Genomic DNA, 15,640 nt, shown 5'->3' with positions numbered 1-15,640 from the left:
CTTCGTGGTACGAAACTCCGTTACTTTACTCTTTATCGCCGGGTCGCGCCCCGTAGATTACCGGGAGTGTCGGCGTCGAAGCGACAGAACGTCGATTCGCTCATAAAGAGTTTTGCCCCCTCCGTCACGTAGCCGAAGGCATGACTACCCACGAGTGCGACATCGTCGTCGTCGGAGCGGGGACGGCGGGTTGCTACGCCGCCGCGACCGCGGCACGCGAAGGCTACGATGTCGTCATCGTCGAGCGCAAGGACGAGGAGGAAGCTGGTCACATCGCCTGCGGCGACGCCCTGAAGGGTGCAGACGCCTTCCCCGAGGCCATCCCGAAGTCCCAGTTGGAGCCATCCTTTACGAATACGGACGTAGACCACGGCCGGTTCGAGATTCCCCAAGAGAACACGGTCCTCGAAATCCCGGTGCCCGGCGAGTTGGCGGTCATCGACCGCTGGGAGTACGGCCGCCGCATCATCGAGGGAGCAGAGCGCGCGGGCGTCGAGTTCCACTACGACACCGTGGTCAAGGACGTAACTCAGCGCGAGGACGGTCGTGTCACCGGCGTCCGCGGCAAGAAGAAGGGCGACATCCAGCGGTACGACGCCGACATCGTCATCGACGCCGCGGGGTCGCTGTCGATTCTGCAGGACAAGGCCGACCTCGAAGACCCGACGTTCGACACGAACGTCACCTACTCGCAGTTCTGTTCGGCGTACCGCGAAATCGTGGAGGTCGAGGAGCCGGTGCCGTGGGACGACGCCTTGGTGTTCAAGCCGACCGAGCGCGCGGCGGGCTACCTCTGGTACTTCCCGCGGACCGACACCGAAATCAACGCGGGACTGGGCTTCCAGATGACCGAGGAGCCGATGCACCTCGTGGACGACCTGCGCAAGGACCTCCAGAACCGGCCGGAGTTCCAGAACGCGACGGTGGAGGACAAACTCGGCGCGGCGCTCCCGACGCGCCGCCCCTACGACTCGGCGACTGCGCCGGGCTTCATGGCGGTCGGCGACGCGGCGGGCCACGTCAACCCGACCACGGGCGGCGGCATCGCTGGCGCGGCCTACGCGGGCAAGTACGCCGCCGAGGCCGCGATGGACGCCATCGAGGAGGGCGACGTGAGCGAGGCGAACCTCTGGGAGTACAACCAACACGTGATGGACCACTTCGGCGCGCGCTACGCCGGACTCGACGTGTACAACATCTTCTCGACCGCGGTGGACGTAGACGACCTGATGGGCCTGCTGGGCGCGCTCCCCGCCACGAAACTCGCGGAAGCCCTCTACTCGGGGTCGGCCAACATCGGCTGGTGGCTCAAGATTCAGATGGCCATCAAGTCGTTCGGCCACTGGGACCTCGTCTACGACCTCTACGAGACGAAGAACCTCGCCGACGACCTCATCGACCACTACGAGAAGTACCCGAGTCGCCCGCAGGGTCTGGAAACGTGGCAACAGAAGCGCGACTCGCTGATGGAGGACATCTACGAGACGACCGGCGCGGACCCGAAATACTAAAGACGACCTTTTCCAGCGGTCGGCAATTCGCCTGCGGCGAATTCCCTCCCTTGCAAAAGCTCGACCAAAAACACGGCAGTCGTTCCGCCGCTCGCTTCGCTCGTGCGGGTGTCGGTGGGTACATCGACCGTCGAACTCGCACGATTTCATCACACCTTTCTCGATGCCCCGCGTTCGACGTGGTATGAGCGACCTCGAAGACGCAGTTTCCGAGTTCCTGAGCGAAGCAGACACGGTGTACGACGAGTACGACAAGGGCTACATGGACGCCGACGCCGCCCTCAGCCGAATCGAGGCTCACGTCGAGGAGCTACGAGAACAGGCCAATCCGGAGTAGCGAGTCCGCTTTTCGCACGTTACAGCGAGCGACTGGAAGGAGACCGTACCCTGCGGTGCGGTTTGACACCAGCAGTCCGACCGCGAGCGAAGCGAGCGGACCAAGGAATCCCTCGAAGCCTCACCGAGCGAAGCGAGGGGAGACTGAGAGGGTGACGCCGTGTTTTTCATGAAAGTTTTACCAGCGAGGAGATTCGCCGGAGGCGAATCTACGAGCGCAGTAAAAGTTTCATTGGAACATCCTGAGCGGCTGGGCTTGGGAACTCTCGTCGGTCTCGGCCTCCTGCATGCGCTGGGCGAGTTGCTCTTTCTGCTCGCTTATCTCCTCGGCGCGGTCCACGAGGTCGTCGGTGCCCACGTCGATGCCCGTCAGCGGTGCGATACCGTGTTCGACGAGGATGCGGGCGGCCTCCGGGTCGGGGAACTGGGGGTCGCTCTCCACGATGAGACCGAGCGCGTCGAGGTCGCGCGCCCCCGCCTCGTGGAGGAGCGCGCCCGTGGGACCGCTGACCGCGCCGCGCTCGGTCGGCAGGTCGATGTCCTGCTCGTCCAGTCGGTCGCCCGCGTCGCCGCTCGCGACGCCGTAGAGCGACGGAATCTCGTCGGCCTCCTTCTGGTTCGGGAGTCCACTCATGTAGATGGCCGTCGCGTCGTGGTCTTCGAGCCAGTCGCTGATGCACGAGGCGAAGTCCGAGGAGGCCGAGGCCGACACCGGCACGTCGCTCTGGAGGGCCACGAGGTCCCGCTCCTCGTCGGCGTAGAGCCGGACCGGCGGCCGGAGGTCGCGGCCGGACTCCTCGTAGACCGAGATTTGGGGGAGACCGTCGCAGTCGATGCTGGCGTAGTAGGTCATGTCGAACGTCTCCACGAGGTGGTCGGTCGCTATCTTGCCGACCAGTCCGACGCCCGGTAGCCCCTCGACCAGCGTCGGTTCGTCGAGCGACACGTCCTCGGCGACGACAGTGACGGATGCCATGTGAAGGCAATGTGGCAGTGACCGCATAAAGGTCCGGGCAAGTGTAGCTTCCGCCACTGTTCGATTCGCGTTACTGTATCGCGGAAATCGCCGTTGCTTATTGCGATTCGGTGGCGTCGGACTCGACGGGGTCTGCTGTGTTACAGTACGGGCATTTGGTCCGTGACCCACCGATGCGATGCTCGCAGATACGACAGGTTGCTGACCGTCGCTGTGCGGCCTCGATGGTTCCGAAGGGACCGTACTCGACGCGGACCGCGACGAGGACCCCGACGACGAACAGTCCGGCCGCGACGAAGGGCGCTGGCGACGCCGACCGACTCGCGTCCACGAGCTTTTCCGCCGCGGCGGCGACGGCTTCGAGCGTGAACGCCTCGGGACCGAGCGTCCCGACGGTCAGCATTCCTACGACGACGGCGAGGAGTCCGACCCCGCGAGCCACCTGTCGCGCCATCCCGCGTCGGTCACCCGGAGAGTTCATGGCCAACCCGAGACGATTCGCATTCAAAATAGTTGCTAATCTCCCGCGTCGTCGTGTCTAGCGGGCTATCTCTCGGAAATCGAGCAGTCCGTGCTACGCCTCGGACTCGGGGTCCGAGGTGTAGGCCAGTTCGAGTTGGAGGCGGGCCGAACAGGAGATGTTCTCCACGTCGAAGTCGATGCCCTCGACCTGCTCGTTCAGATAGCCGTTGCACCGGCCCTCCTCGATGATGTTCTCGACGGTCGCCGGGGAGCCACACTCCGGGCAGTCGAAGTAGTACCCGCTGTCGCTCTCGTGTATTGCGTCGGGTTCGAGTTCCATGCGCGCGGCGTCGTCCCAGTCCACATCGTCGGGCGCGTTCGCGTTTGCCATACGACGGATGACGAGGGAAAGACGGGTAACGGCTACGGCCGCGCGAGTCCCACAGTTCTTTCCGAAACCCACAAACGCCGTTCGCGCCAATCGGCTGGCAATGGAGAAACTGGAGCGTTACGAACCGTTGGTCGAGGAGTTCGACGCTTTCCTCGACGCGTGCCAGCGCCCGCTCCCCTCGGTGGTCAGGGTCAACACCATCAAGGCCACGCCGGAGCGAGCGAGGGCGGCGTTGGACGACGAGGGCGTCGGCTGGACCGGCCGCGAGTGGTCCGACGCCGTGCTGGAGTTGGACACCGACAACCCCGGAAGCACGTGGGCGTCGTACCACGGCTGGATTCACGGCCAAGAGGAGGTCTCGGCGATTCCCGCGGAAGTTCTCGCGCCGGAACCCGGCGAGCGCGTCTGGGATGCCTGCGCCGCGCCGGGGAGTAAGACGACCCAACTCGCCGCGTTGATGGACGACGAGGGACTGGTCGTCGCCAACGACAACAACCTCGGGCGACTCTCGGCGTTGCGGTTCAACACCGAGCGTCTGGGCGTGACCAACACCGCAGTCACGAACACCGACTCGCGGAACTTCTCGCTCAAACCGTTCGACTTCGATTCGTTCGACAAGGCGCTCGTGGACGTGCCCTGCTCGTGTGAGGGAACCATCCGGAAGAACCCGACCACGCTGGACGACTGGTCGCTAAACCACGTCCGGAGCGTCGCCGGAGTCCAGAAGGGCATCCTCACTCGCGCGATTCAGGCGACCAAGGAGGGCGGCACCGTCGTCTACTCGACCTGCACGTTCGCGCCCGAGGAGAACGAGGCGGTCCTCGACTACGCGCTCGACGCGGAGGACTGCCGACTCGTGGAGTTCGACTTCCCGCTGGACTCGCGGCCCGGCGTCACCGAGTTCGAGGACGAGAGCTACGACGAGAGCGTCCGGAAGGCGAAGCGGTTCTACCCCCACCACAACGACACCGGCGGGTTCTTCTGCGCGAAACTGGAGGTGACGGGATGACCGAGCAATCCAACGGCGGACCGACCGGCGACGCGCCGACCAACGACGGCCAGCAGTTCGACCGCCTGCCCGCGACGGCCGACGACCGCGAGGTCGAGGGGCGTGCGACCCGCGAGGAGGTGCTGGACTGGTGGGACCAGCGGTTCGCCATCCGGCCCGAGACCTTCGAGGAGTACAGTTTCTGGGAGAAGGGCAAGGGCAAGATTTGGATTCTCCACGGCGAGGTCTCGTCGCCGATTCGCATCGAAGCCCTCGGGATGAAGTTCCTCCGCACCCGGCAAGAACACTGGAAGCCGACGACCAACGCGGTCCAGCGATTCGGCCGCGAGGCGACCAAGAACGTGGTCGAACTCACCCGCGAGGAGGCCCGGCGGTTCGTCCGCGGCGAGGACCAAGAGCTAGACTGGGACGGCGACTGGGGGTATCTGGTCGCCACCCACGACCTCGCTGGCGAGCGCGAACCCCTCGGCGTCGGCCTGTTCGTCCACGGCGAACTCAAGAGTCTGGTGCCGAAGGGTCGTCAGCGCGACCTCTGAATCGGGTTCCGCGGCCGCCGCCACTCGATTCGACTGGTCCGCTATGCGCTTTCCTTTTCTCTGAGCGTCCCGCCGCTCAGTCCCTCCCACTCGACGGCGAAGCCAAGTTCGGAGAGGAGCGCGCTCGCGTCCTCGATTCCCTGCTCGGCCAGCAACTCCTCGGCCTCCGAGAACGCCATCCCGGCCTCGATGTCGGCGCCGAGCGAATCGAGGAGTGCGGGCCGGACGAGCGTCCGCCCGACGCGCTCGTGGTCCGGGAACGTCTTCTCCTCGACTGCCTCCTCGCTGACGCCGCGCTCGTCGGCGAGGGCTTCGAGCGAAATCGCGTCGGCCGCCGGGGCGAGTTCGTCGGGCAGGTCGGCAACGCTCTCGGCGACCAACTGGTCTTCGTAGCGCCGGAGCGCGTCGCGCACGTCCTTGAGCCGAATCGTCCCGGAGTAGGGTATCGCGCGGTGGTCGCGGGCGGCTATCTCCTCGCCGACGCCAAGACTCTCGTCCACCGCGACCAGTAGCTCGACCTCCTCGACTGTTTCGAGCTGACTCAGCTTCTTCTCGACGTACTCGGGCGTCCAGAACCCCATAATCTCGAAGAAGACCCGGAAGTCGGCGTGTCGATAATCGAACGCGAAGTCCGGAATCATCACCCGCGCGCCGGTTTCGAGCGGTTCCGGCTCTCTGGTGAGGTCCCAGTCCGAGTCCAGCGACTCGAATCGCGCGGCGAAGTCGGCCTCGACGCCGCTGTCGAAGCTCACGTCCGCGACCGGTTCGACGCCCGGCACGCGAACCGGGTCGGCGTCCGACAGCGAGAGCGTGCGCTCGGTGCCCTTGTCGTCGATGGTCGCCGAGAGGGTCCACGAGTCGGCCTTGGCGACGGTCCGGAGGAGTCGCGCGAACCTCGTCCCGTAGCGCCGCGTCGAGCGGAAGAGGGCGTCCGGACCGGTGACGACGACCTCGCGGTCCGAGAGTGGCGTCTCCCGGTCGCGGTCCCGCTCGCCCTCCCCCTTCCGAATCTCGTACATCAGTCGCAGGCGCTTGACCGCCGAGACGAGCGCCTTCGGGTCCGACGTGCGGACTCGCAACTCGGTCGCGTCGAACAGCGCGGTCTGGGCCAGCGAGAGGTTGTACTGCGCAAGCAGTTGGTCGGGGTCCCAACGCGCGTCGAAGTTAGCGAGGAGTTGCCGCTCGTCCAAGTCGGCGTACAGCGAGTCGGCGATTTGTTGGGGGTCGGGAGACGCCGCGAGGCGGTCGCCAGCGCGCCGAAGGGCGTCGCCGCGCTCGGCTTCGGAGACGACGCCGACCTCCTCGGCGGCCTCGAAGGCGGCTCTGCGGGCGCGCTCGGGCGGCACCGCGGCGCGGGTCTCGAAGACGGCCTCGCGGTCGAGGAGTTTGGCGAACCCCCGGACCAGCTTGAAGTGGTCGGCCTCGCCTTCGAGGTCCGCGAGCGCGGAATCGAGGGCGCTCCGCTCCTCGCCGACGTGGCCCTGAAACGTGCCGAGGACCCGCGCGGCCAGCGGCCGGTGTTCTCGCCCGGCGAATTGGGGATGGTAGCCCCCGCCCGCTCTGGAGACGCGAAGCAGGTCCTTGGTCAGCATACCGGGAGAGAGGGCCGGGGCGTACAAAAACGGTCGGACAACAGAAGACTCATTCCGTTGGACTGGGACTCCCGGCTATGCGAAGGCGCGAGACGCTACGGCACTGCGCGCTCGTCGGTGCGACCGGCGGTCTCTCCTCGCTGGCGGGATGCGCGGGCGGTGACGACGGACCGAGTCCCGACTTGACGGTGACGAACACCGAGTTCCGCGAGGGCGAGGAGGGCGCGCTGGTCGTGGACGCCACGGTCGAGAATCGAGGCGACGCGGAGGGGACCGGGACCCTCTACCTGACCGTCACCGCGGCCGAATCCGCCTCGGGCAACGAGACCGCAGACGACGGGAGCGTCGCCACGGACGCGACCCGCGAGAAGGTCGAGGTGACGCTCGGCGCTGGCGAATCGGAGACCGTCACCGTCGAGTTCGTGTTCACCTACGACCAGTTCCTCCGCGAAGGCTCCATCAACTCGGACATCCGGACCTTCGACTCGTAACACTCATCTCCGCCGTTCGGCGACGCGCTCCTCGGCGGTCTCGGCGCTGACGACCTCGTAGAGGAGTGCCGGTCGGCCGTCGTCGTTCGGTCGGAGGATGCGGCCGAGGCGCTGGGTGAACTCGCGTTCGCTTCCGCTCCCCGAGAGGAGGACGGCCACGTTCGCGTCGGGCACGTCTACGCCCTCGTCTAACACGTTCGAGGTGACGACCCGCGAGTAGTCGCCCTCGCGGAACCGGCTCAGAATCTCGCGGCGCTCGGCCGCGCCGGTCTGGTGGGTGATGGCGGGCAGGAGAAACCGCTCCGAGAGGCGGTACACGAGGTCGTTGTGCGCAGTGAAGACGATGACGCGGTCGTCGCGGTGGTCAGCGAAGATTTCTTCGAGAGCTTGGACTTTCCCCTCGCTGTTCATCATCACCTCGCGGGCGCGCTGTTTGGCCAGCAGGGCCTCGCGCGCTCGGGGGTCCGACCCGGACCGCTTGACCAACTCCTGATAGTCGCTCCCGCTCTGCATCCGGATGTTCGAGGTTGCGAGATAGTTCGTGAACACCTCGTTGGCCTCGTCGTACCGCTGGCGCTCCTCGGGAGTCAACTCGACTTCGAGGCGCTTGATGTCGTAGGGCGCGAGGTGGTCGCCCGCGAGTTCGTCGGGGTCGATGGCGTAGACGCGCTCGCCGACCAACTCGGCGACGACCTCGTGTGCGCCGTCCGGGCGCTCGAACGTCGCGGTCAGGCCCATCCGGGCGGGCGCGGCCAGCAGTCGCGCGATGTCCCGGTACCCCTCGCCGCCGAGGTGGTGAACCTCGTCGAAGATTGCGAGGCCGAACCGGTCGCCCAACTCGTCGGCCCGGAGGTACGCCGAGTCGTAGGTCGAGACCGTCAGCGGTTCGACGGTCTGCTCGCCGCCGCCCAACTGGCCGACCGGGACGCCGAACTCCGATTCTAACTCGCTGCGCCACTGCTCCAGCAGGTCGATGGTCGGCACGACGACGAGCGTCGCGGTCTGGAGGTCTTCGATTGCTTTCAGCCCGATGACGGTCTTCCCGCTCCCGGTCGGGAGTTCGAGGACTCCGCGTCGGTCGGCGTCCTGCCACGCCGCGAGCGCGTCGCGCTGGTACGCCCGGAGTTCGTAGGTCGAGGCCACGTCGGGCAGGTCGGGGGCGTCGAGGACCGAATCGTCGTAGGCGACGCCGCGCCGGTCCAGCACGTCGCGGAGCGCGGCGTACCGGAACCCCGGCGCTCTCGAAGTCTTCGACCGGGCGTCGGTCTCGGCGTGGGGGAGGTCGAGGTCGGGGTCGGCCTCGATTCGGATGGTTCCCTCCTCGAAGGTGAGCGTCGCGTCGGCCACGATTGGCTGACTCTCGGTTCCGACGCGACATAAGCGACGCGCCGTCGGTCGGCGGTCGAAACCGGTATCGAACCGCGGCGACACTCCGCGAGACCGTTCGCATACGTTCTACGATAGATGGGCGGGTAGATTAAGTTGCCAGACGGCGTTACTTCGAGCGAGACTATGGGGGACCGAGACAAGCGTCAGGCGGCGCGACTCGTGGACCGAATCATCGAGGAGGTCGCCGCGTGGCCCCACGTCAACACCAACGAACACCGGTTCGAGGGCCGGGAGTTCACCCTCGGGCCGCGGGAAGTCGGCCACGTCCACCGGTGGGGCATCGTGGACGTGCCGTTCACCAAGCGTCTGCGCGAGACCCTCGTCGAGGAGGGCGAGACCGAGGAGCATCACGTCGTCCCCGAATCGGGGTGGACGACGCGCTACGTGGAGGACGACGACGACGTGGAGCAGGCCATCTGGCTGTTACGACTCTCGTACCTCTACCACGTGAACAACCTGAAGAAGACGCCGAAGGGCGAGGAGATGTTCGCGGAGATAGACGTGGCCGAGGAACTGGAAGAGTTGGACATCAGCGAAGAGGTCCGGGCGGCGTTCGAGCGCAGGGGCGTGATAGAGACCTGAGATGCGCGTCTCGTCCCGCGAAGTCGGTACCCCGGCCCGGTTTCTGAATCCTTAAACGCGCCCAACCGTTTGTATCCCGTATGACCGACGAGGAGACCACCGAGCAGGTGCGCGAGCAGGCCGACGAGACCGACGCCACCGAGAGCGCCGACGCCGACGAGGCCGAGGCCGACGAGCAGGCCGAGGCGGACCTCCTCGGGCCGGAGAGTACCGAACTCGTCGAGGAGGTCGCCGCCCGAGACGCCGAACTCGCCACCGACCTCGAAGGCCATCTCGCGCAACTCGAAGCCGAGAGGAAGGACGCCGAGGAGCGCGCCGACGACCTCGAATCCAAGCTCAAGCGCAACCGCGCGGACTTCCAGAACTACAAGAAGCGCGCGAAGAAGCGCCAAGAGCAGATGAAAGACCGGGCGACCGAGGACCTCGTGGAGAACCTGCTGGACGTGCGCGACAACCTGAAACGCGCCGCCGAGGACGACCACGAGAACGTCGAGAGCCTGAAGGAGGGCGTCGAGATGACGCTGAAGGAACTCGACCGCGTGTTCGAAGACGAGGAGGTCGAAGAGATAGCGCCCGAACCCGGCACCGAGACCGACCCACAGCGCCACGAAGTGATGATGCAGGTCGAGAGCGACCAGCCGGAGGGCACCGTCGCCGACGTGTACCAACCGGGCTACGAGATGGGCGAGAAGGTCCTGCGGGCCGCGCAGGTGACGGTCAGCGACGACGAGTAATCGACCCGCGCGGAGCCGGTCTTCGAATCACTTCGTTCTTCGAATACCGCGTTCGCCGACGAGTAGAATTGCGGTCCGATATATAAGTATGTCATTCACGGGCACAGTGAGATTCAAAAACCGCAAGAGGGGGACGGGATAGAGCGACGACCCCGTACAGCCAGACTAGCAAGGCTTAAACGGAAGAACCCGCAACGTATCGAACAAGATGGCGAGCAACAAGATTCTGGGCATCGACCTCGGCACCACGAACAGCGCGTTCGCGGTCATGGAGGGCGGCGACCCGGAGATCATCGTCAACAGCGAGGGCGAGCGAACCACGCCCTCGGTCGTCGCCTTCGACGACGGCGAACGACTCGTCGGGAAACCCGCCAAGAATCAGGCGGTTCAGAACCCCGAGCGCACGATTCAGTCCATCAAGCGCCACATGGGCGAGGAGGACTACACCGTCGAAATCGACGGCGAGGAGTACACGCCCGAGCAGATTTCGGCGATGATTCTCCAGAAAATCAAGCGCGACGCCGAGGAGTACCTCGGCGACGACGTGGAGAAGGCGGTCATCACGGTCCCCGCTTACTTCAACGACAAACAGCGCCAAGCGACCAAGGACGCCGGTGAAATCGCCGGGTTCGAGGTCGAGCGCATCGTCAACGAGCCGACCGCCGCGTCGATGGCGTACGGACTGGACGACGAGTCCGACCAGACGGTCCTCGTCTACGACCTCGGTGGCGGCACCTTCGACGTGTCCATCCTCGACTTGGGCGGCGGCGTCTACGAGGTCGTCGCCACGAACGGCGACAACGACCTCGGCGGCGACGACTGGGACGAGGCCATCATCGACTATCTGGCCGACGAGTTCCAGAACAGCCACAACATCGACCTCCGCGAGGACCGACAGGCCCTCCAGCGCCTGAAGGACGCGGCCGAGGAGGCCAAGATCGAACTCTCCTCGCGCAAGGAGACCGACGTGAACCTGCCCTTCATCACCGCGACCGACGAGGGGCCGGTCCACCTCGAAGAGAGCATCACTCGCGCGAAGTTCGAGAGTCTCACCTCCGACCTCATCGAGCGCACGGTCGGACCGACCGAGCAGGCGCTCGAAGACGCGGGCTACGACGAGTCGGACATCGACGAGGTCATCCTCGTCGGCGGTTCGACGCGGATGCCCCAAGTCCAAGAGCAGGTCGAGGAGATGACCGGCCAAGAGCCGAAGAAGAACGTCAACCCCGACGAGGCGGTCTCGCTGGGCGCGGCGATTCAGGGCGGCGTCCTCAGCGGCGACGTGGACGACATCGTCCTGCTCGACGTGACGCCCCTCTCGCTCGGTATCGAGGTCAAGGGCGGTCTCTTCGAGCGACTCATCGACAAGAACACCACCATCCCGACCGAGGAGTCCAAGGTCTTCACCACGGCCGCGGACAACCAGACCTCCGTGCAGGTCCGAGTCTTCCAAGGCGAGCGCGAAATCGCCGAGGAGAACGAACTGCTGGGCGAGTTCCAGCTGACGGGCATCCCGCCCGCCCCGGCCGGAACGCCCCAGATCGAGGTCGGGTTCAACATCGACGAGAACGGCATCGTCAACGTCTCCGCCGAGGACCAAGGCTCGGGTAACTCCGAGGAGATCACCATCGAGGGCGGCGCTGGCCTCTCCGACGAGCAGATCGAGGAGATGCAGGAGGAGGCCGAGAAGCACCAAGAGGAGGACCAACAGCGCCGCGAGCGCATCGAGGCCCGCAACGAGGCCGAGAGTTCCATCCAGCGCGCCGAGACGCTCCTCGAGGAGAACGAGGAGAATGTGGACGACGACCTGAAGGCCGACATCGAGGACGAAATCGAGAACGTCCGCGAGGTCCTCCAAGACGAGGACGCCACGAAGGAAGACCTCGAAGACGCGACCGAGAGCCTGAGCGACGAGCTACAGGAAATCGGCAAGCAGATGTACCAGCAGCAGGCCCAAGCCGGTGCTGGCGGCGCGGGCGCGGGACCGGGCGGCGCAGGTCCCGGCGGTGCGGCGGGTCCCGGCGGTGCGGCGGGTCCCGGCGGCATGGGCGGGCAGGCCGGACCCGGCGGCGCAGACGCTGGCGACGACGACGAGTACGTGGACGCCGACTTCGAGGACGTGGACGACGACGAAGACAAGTAATCGCGTCTGAACAGTCTGCTATTTTTACAGTCGTGCGGTCGGTTGTCGAGTACCGACGGGCTCGATTCGTCGGAATCGGACGGCGGCGTCACATCGGACGAGTCACCGCGTCCCGAAGAAATCGTTCGACAGTTAGGTGGAGCTATACGCCGGACGCGCTCGCGGTCGAGTCACCGGACGTAGGGCATGGGGGAATCAGACAGCAATCCGGCTCCACGTCCGAGTGGATGACTGAAGTGTCTTCAACCGGTAGGCAGTGATTCGTTCCCGCGTCGGCGGCCGAGACCGAACCGGTTCCCGCAGTGACGAGGCACAGTGCGAGTACGAGCGTGATAGCGAGTCGTTTGACATTCATTGTCTATCGCCGGTTGTGTGTTTTCCCTCTCAATTTGATAAATTTTATTCATTCAAACCGAGATTCATACGACGGACGAGACGGACACGAGGTCCGACACGCGACACTCGCGTGATTCGCTCGTTCGCGTCGAGTTCGTAGGAACCCGGTCCCTTCAAGTGGCAGAACCGATTACGAAGGCACAACGAATGAGCGAGGACTTCTACGACATACTCGGCGTGAGTCGGGACGCCGACGAGGACGAGATAAAGGCGGCCTACCGCGACAAGGCGACCGACTACCACCCCGACGTGAGCGACGACCCGAACGCCGAGGAGAAGTTCAAGAAGCTCCAGAAGGCCAAGGAGGTACTGACCGACGACGAGAAGCGCCAAGCCTACGACCAGATGGGCCACGAGCGGTTCGAGCAGGCCGAGAAGCGCGGCGGGTTCGACGGCGGACCCGGCGGGTCGGGCGGCGGTCGCGGCGGGATGGGCGGCGGTCCCTTCGGCGGCGGCATGGGCGGCCAAGGCGGAATGGGTGGTGGCATGGGCGACATCTTCGAGCAGTTCTTCGGCGGCGGGTCGGGCGGCGGCCGGTCCAACCGCGCACAGAAGGGCCAAGACCTCCGGACGCGCCTGACAATCGACCTCGAAGACGCCTTCGAGGGCGTCCAGAAGCAGGTCAGCGTCCGTCGCCCCGAGCGGTGTGACGACTGCGACGGCGAGGGCCACCCGCCGGGCACCGACAGCCACACCTGCGAGGAGTGCAACGGTCGCGGGCAGGTCACGCAGGTCCAACAGACCCCGCTCGGCCGCGTCCAGCAGACCCAGACCTGTCGCCAGTGTGGCGGCGAGGGGAAAATCTACGCGGAGACGTGTTCGACCTGCGGGGGCGACGGCACGGTCCGCAAGGAGGCCACGCTGTCGGTCGAGGTCCCCGCTGGCATCCAGTCGGGCCAGAGCCTCCAGATGGAGCGCGAGGGCGCGCCGGGTCCCAACGGCGGCCCCAACGGCGACCTCCTCATCGAGGTCGAAGTCGAGGACCACCCGGACTTCGAGCGCGACGGCGACGACCTCCGTCGGCAGGAACCCATCTCGTTCCCGCAGGCGACGTTCGGCGACACGGTGGAGATTCCGACCCTCGACGGCACCGTCGAGATGGACGTGCCCGCGGGCACCCAGAGCGGCGAGACGTTCCGCCTGAAGGACAAGGGGATGCCCCGTCTCCGGCGGCGCGGACAGGGCGACCTCTACGTGCAGGTGCAGGTCGTCACGCCCGAGAGCCTGAACGACGAACAGAAAGACGCTCTCGAACAGTTCGCCGAGGCTGGCGGCGAGGAGGTCAGCGTAGACGAAGGCTTCTTCGAGAAGATCAAGAACTCGTTCTGACCGACCGCTCTCCCGTCGTCCTCGCGCCGACGACGCGGCCCCTTGCCTTTTCCGCATCGGTCCCCGATTTCGATTCGAATGAGCGAGACCGACCAGCGACCGCTCGACGGACTGACCGTCGGCGTGTTCGTGGCACCGGAAGGCACAGAGGAAATCGAGTTCGCCGAATCGAAGCAGGCCGTCGCCGACGCGGGGGCCAGCGTCGAGGTCCTCAGTAGCGACTCCGGCGAGGCGAAGACGGTGGACGACGACCTCGAATGGTCCGAGTCCCACGAGGTAGACGCGACGTTCGCGGATGTCTCGGCCGACGACTACGACGCGCTCGTGATTCCCGGCGGAACCGTGGGCGCGGACACCCTCCGCGCGAACGACGAGGCGGTGGAACTCGTCGGGGACCTCCTCGCGGACGACAAGCCCATCGCTAGCATCTGTCACGGGCCGTGGGTGCTGGTCGAAGCCGACGCCGTCGAGCGGACGCTGACCTCCTACCCGAGCCTCCGAACCGACGTGCGCAACGCGGGCGGCGAGTGGGTGGACGAGGAGGTCGTCGCTGACGACGGACTGGTGACGAGTCGCAAGCCCGACGACCTCGCGGCGTTCACCGACGAACTGGTCGAGACGTTCGCGGCCGAGTCGCCGTAAGCCACCCAACTGCGGGTGGAGACGGCGACCCACGCCCTCGGAGGCCGACGTTTTTGACCACGGGGTACGTACTCGACAGCGATGCCGCCAGCGCCGCAGTACCCGTCGTTCGCCGCGGTCACGATGCTCGTCCTCGGACTGCTCGTCATGCTCGCGCGGGCCTCCCAAGCGATGTTCGAGGGCGAGGAGGGCACGGCGTCGAAATCGGACGAGGCCGCCTCTGACGGGGCCGCCTCCGACGAGGCCGTCCCGGACGAGACGGACGCCGGTTCCGACCCGCGGTCGGCGCAATCGACCCAATCGGCGGTCCCGGCGACCGGCGCGGCCCGAATCGAGGACCACCGCGACACCGGCCCGACGAGGGCCGAGCGCCGCGCCCGCGACGCTCTCGGCGAGGAGGACGCCGACCAGAATCCGTGGCACGACGAGGAGCGCGACGCCGACTCGCCGTGGGGCGAAAACGAGTCGGAGGTAGACGCCCGGCGAGCGCGGGCCGACTTCGAGTTCTCGACGGGCGCGCTACTGACGAACGTCGCGCTGAGTCAAGGGCTGTTCGGCGTGGCCATCCTCGGCGCGGCGTGGTTGGCCGACGTGCCGCCGGTCGCGCTCGGCGTCGAAGTCGGCGACCCGTGGAGCGTCGGCCTGCCAGCGGTCGGTCTCGGCATCGTCGTCGGCGTCGCGCTCTACGTCGCCAACGAGCTTTCGTCGGTTCTCCTCGACGCGACGGGCGTCGAGTACTCCGAGGGCCTGCGCGAGGCGCTCGCCCCCGACACGCTCCGCGGGTGGGTCGTCCTGTTGGGGGTCGTCCTCCCCGTCATCGCGGGGTTCGAGGAGCTACTGTTCAGGGCGGCGCTGGTCGGCGCGTTCGCCGCCGGGTTCGGCGTCTCGCCGTGGATTCTCGCGCTCTTCTCGACCGTCGCGTTCGCCATCGGCCACGGCGCGCAGGGACCCGGCGGCGTCGTCGTGACCGGCCTGCTGGGGTTCGCGCTGGCCGCCGCGTTCGTGCTGTCGGGGAGCCTGCTGGTCGTGGTCGTCGCCCACTACCTCGTCAACGCCTTGGAGTTCGTCGTCCACGAGGGACTGGGAATCGAGTGGGCCTGACGGAAGGTTTTTGCGACGAG

General features: G+C 66.3%; 16 protein-coding genes. 11 read left to right on the top strand and 5 right to left on the bottom strand.

The genetic code is table 11. The annotated features are described in order from the left end of the window. The first annotated feature begins 140 nt into the window (after positions 1 to 140). Complete coding sequence (locus tag EPL00_RS03665; protein ID WP_135851775.1) at positions 141 to 1,511, top strand: geranylgeranyl reductase family protein; 1,371 nt, start codon at positions 141 to 143, stop codon at positions 1,509 to 1,511. A gap of 184 nt (positions 1,512 to 1,695) precedes the next feature. After that, complete coding sequence (locus EPL00_RS23445) at positions 1,696 to 1,848, top strand: hypothetical protein (protein WP_202932539.1); 153 nt, start codon at positions 1,696 to 1,698, stop codon at positions 1,846 to 1,848. A 228-nt stretch (positions 1,849 to 2,076) separates the two neighbouring features. On the opposite strand, the gene EPL00_RS03660 is transcribed toward EPL00_RS23445, so the two are convergent. The 3 genes from EPL00_RS03660 to EPL00_RS03650 all read right to left on the bottom strand — a co-directional run bounded on the left by EPL00_RS03660 (position 2,077) and on the right by EPL00_RS03650 (position 3,676). Then, positions 2,077 to 2,823, bottom strand: coding sequence for a proteasome assembly chaperone family protein (locus EPL00_RS03660; RefSeq protein WP_135851776.1), 747 nt, complete (start codon positions 2,821 to 2,823; stop codon positions 2,077 to 2,079). A gap of 97 nt (positions 2,824 to 2,920) precedes the next feature. Then, positions 2,921 to 3,304, bottom strand: coding sequence for a hypothetical protein (locus EPL00_RS03655; RefSeq protein WP_135851777.1), 384 nt, complete (start codon positions 3,302 to 3,304; stop codon positions 2,921 to 2,923). A 93-nt stretch (positions 3,305 to 3,397) separates the two neighbouring features. After that, positions 3,398 to 3,676, bottom strand: coding sequence for a hypothetical protein (locus EPL00_RS03650; protein ID WP_202932538.1), 279 nt, complete (start codon positions 3,674 to 3,676; stop codon positions 3,398 to 3,400). Between the two features lie 100 nt (positions 3,677 to 3,776). Here EPL00_RS03650 and EPL00_RS03645 point away from each other — a divergent pair, with 100 nt between their 5' ends. Both EPL00_RS03645 and EPL00_RS03640 read left to right on the top strand, forming a co-directional pair. Next, positions 3,777 to 4,685 (top strand): RsmB/NOP family class I SAM-dependent RNA methyltransferase, encoded by a 909-nt coding sequence (locus tag EPL00_RS03645; protein ID WP_135851778.1) that lies wholly within the window; start codon positions 3,777 to 3,779, stop codon positions 4,683 to 4,685. Beyond that, complete coding sequence (locus EPL00_RS03640; protein ID WP_135851779.1) at positions 4,682 to 5,221, top strand: DUF7122 family protein; 540 nt, start codon at positions 4,682 to 4,684, stop codon at positions 5,219 to 5,221. Before EPL00_RS03645 ends, EPL00_RS03640 begins: the two co-directional genes overlap by 4 nt. 41 nt (positions 5,222 to 5,262) lie before the next feature. On the opposite strand, the gene EPL00_RS03635 is transcribed toward EPL00_RS03640, so the two are convergent. Beyond that, positions 5,263 to 6,813, bottom strand: coding sequence for a DUF790 family protein (locus EPL00_RS03635; RefSeq protein WP_135851780.1), 1,551 nt, complete (start codon positions 6,811 to 6,813; stop codon positions 5,263 to 5,265). 77 nt (positions 6,814 to 6,890) lie between these two features. Here EPL00_RS03635 and EPL00_RS03630 point away from each other — a divergent pair, with 77 nt between their 5' ends. Continuing rightward, positions 6,891 to 7,304: a hypothetical protein gene (locus tag EPL00_RS03630; RefSeq protein ID WP_162224138.1), complete on the top strand. Its 414-nt coding sequence runs from the start codon at positions 6,891 to 6,893 to the stop codon at positions 7,302 to 7,304. Between the two features lie 3 nt (positions 7,305 to 7,307). Here the strand turns inward: EPL00_RS03630 and EPL00_RS03625 are convergent, their stop codons facing one another. Then, positions 7,308 to 8,651, bottom strand: coding sequence for a DEAD/DEAH box helicase (locus tag EPL00_RS03625; protein WP_135851781.1), 1,344 nt, complete (start codon positions 8,649 to 8,651; stop codon positions 7,308 to 7,310). A 165-nt stretch (positions 8,652 to 8,816) separates the two neighbouring features. Between EPL00_RS03625 and EPL00_RS03620 the strand changes: the two genes are divergently transcribed. From EPL00_RS03620 to EPL00_RS03595, 6 genes are all read left to right on the top strand, one after another. Next, positions 8,817 to 9,275, top strand: coding sequence for a luciferase domain-containing protein (locus EPL00_RS03620; RefSeq protein ID WP_135851782.1), 459 nt, complete (start codon positions 8,817 to 8,819; stop codon positions 9,273 to 9,275). Positions 9,276 to 9,355: 80 nt separating this feature from the next. Next, on the top strand, positions 9,356 to 10,009 hold the full coding sequence (locus EPL00_RS03615) for a nucleotide exchange factor GrpE (protein WP_135851783.1): 654 nt from the start codon (positions 9,356 to 9,358) through the stop codon (positions 10,007 to 10,009). Positions 10,010 to 10,217: 208 nt separating this feature from the next. Next, positions 10,218 to 12,152, top strand: a complete 1,935-nt coding sequence (dnaK, locus tag EPL00_RS03610; RefSeq protein ID WP_135851784.1) for a molecular chaperone DnaK — start codon at positions 10,218 to 10,220, stop codon at positions 12,150 to 12,152. A 543-nt stretch (positions 12,153 to 12,695) separates the two neighbouring features. Beyond that, entirely contained in the window at positions 12,696 to 13,877 is a 1,182-nt protein-coding gene (gene dnaJ / locus EPL00_RS03605) for a molecular chaperone DnaJ (RefSeq protein ID WP_135851785.1), read from the top strand. 78 nt (positions 13,878 to 13,955) lie between these two features. Next, positions 13,956 to 14,519, top strand: coding sequence for a type 1 glutamine amidotransferase domain-containing protein (locus tag EPL00_RS03600; RefSeq protein ID WP_135851786.1), 564 nt, complete (start codon positions 13,956 to 13,958; stop codon positions 14,517 to 14,519). 81 nt (positions 14,520 to 14,600) lie between these two features. After that, positions 14,601 to 15,620 carry a CPBP family intramembrane glutamic endopeptidase gene (locus EPL00_RS03595; protein WP_238398112.1) on the top strand — a complete coding sequence of 340 codons (1,020 nt, stop codon included), beginning with the start codon at positions 14,601 to 14,603 and terminating at the stop codon, positions 15,618 to 15,620. Positions 15,621 to 15,640: the final 20 nt, after the last annotated feature.

Source organism: Halorussus salinus (assembly GCF_004765815.2).
Lineage (GTDB): Archaea > Halobacteriota > Halobacteria > Halobacteriales > Haladaptataceae > Halorussus > Halorussus salinus.
Note: the sequence above shows the minus strand (reverse complement) of the source record. Positions and strands in the feature narration are given on the sequence as shown.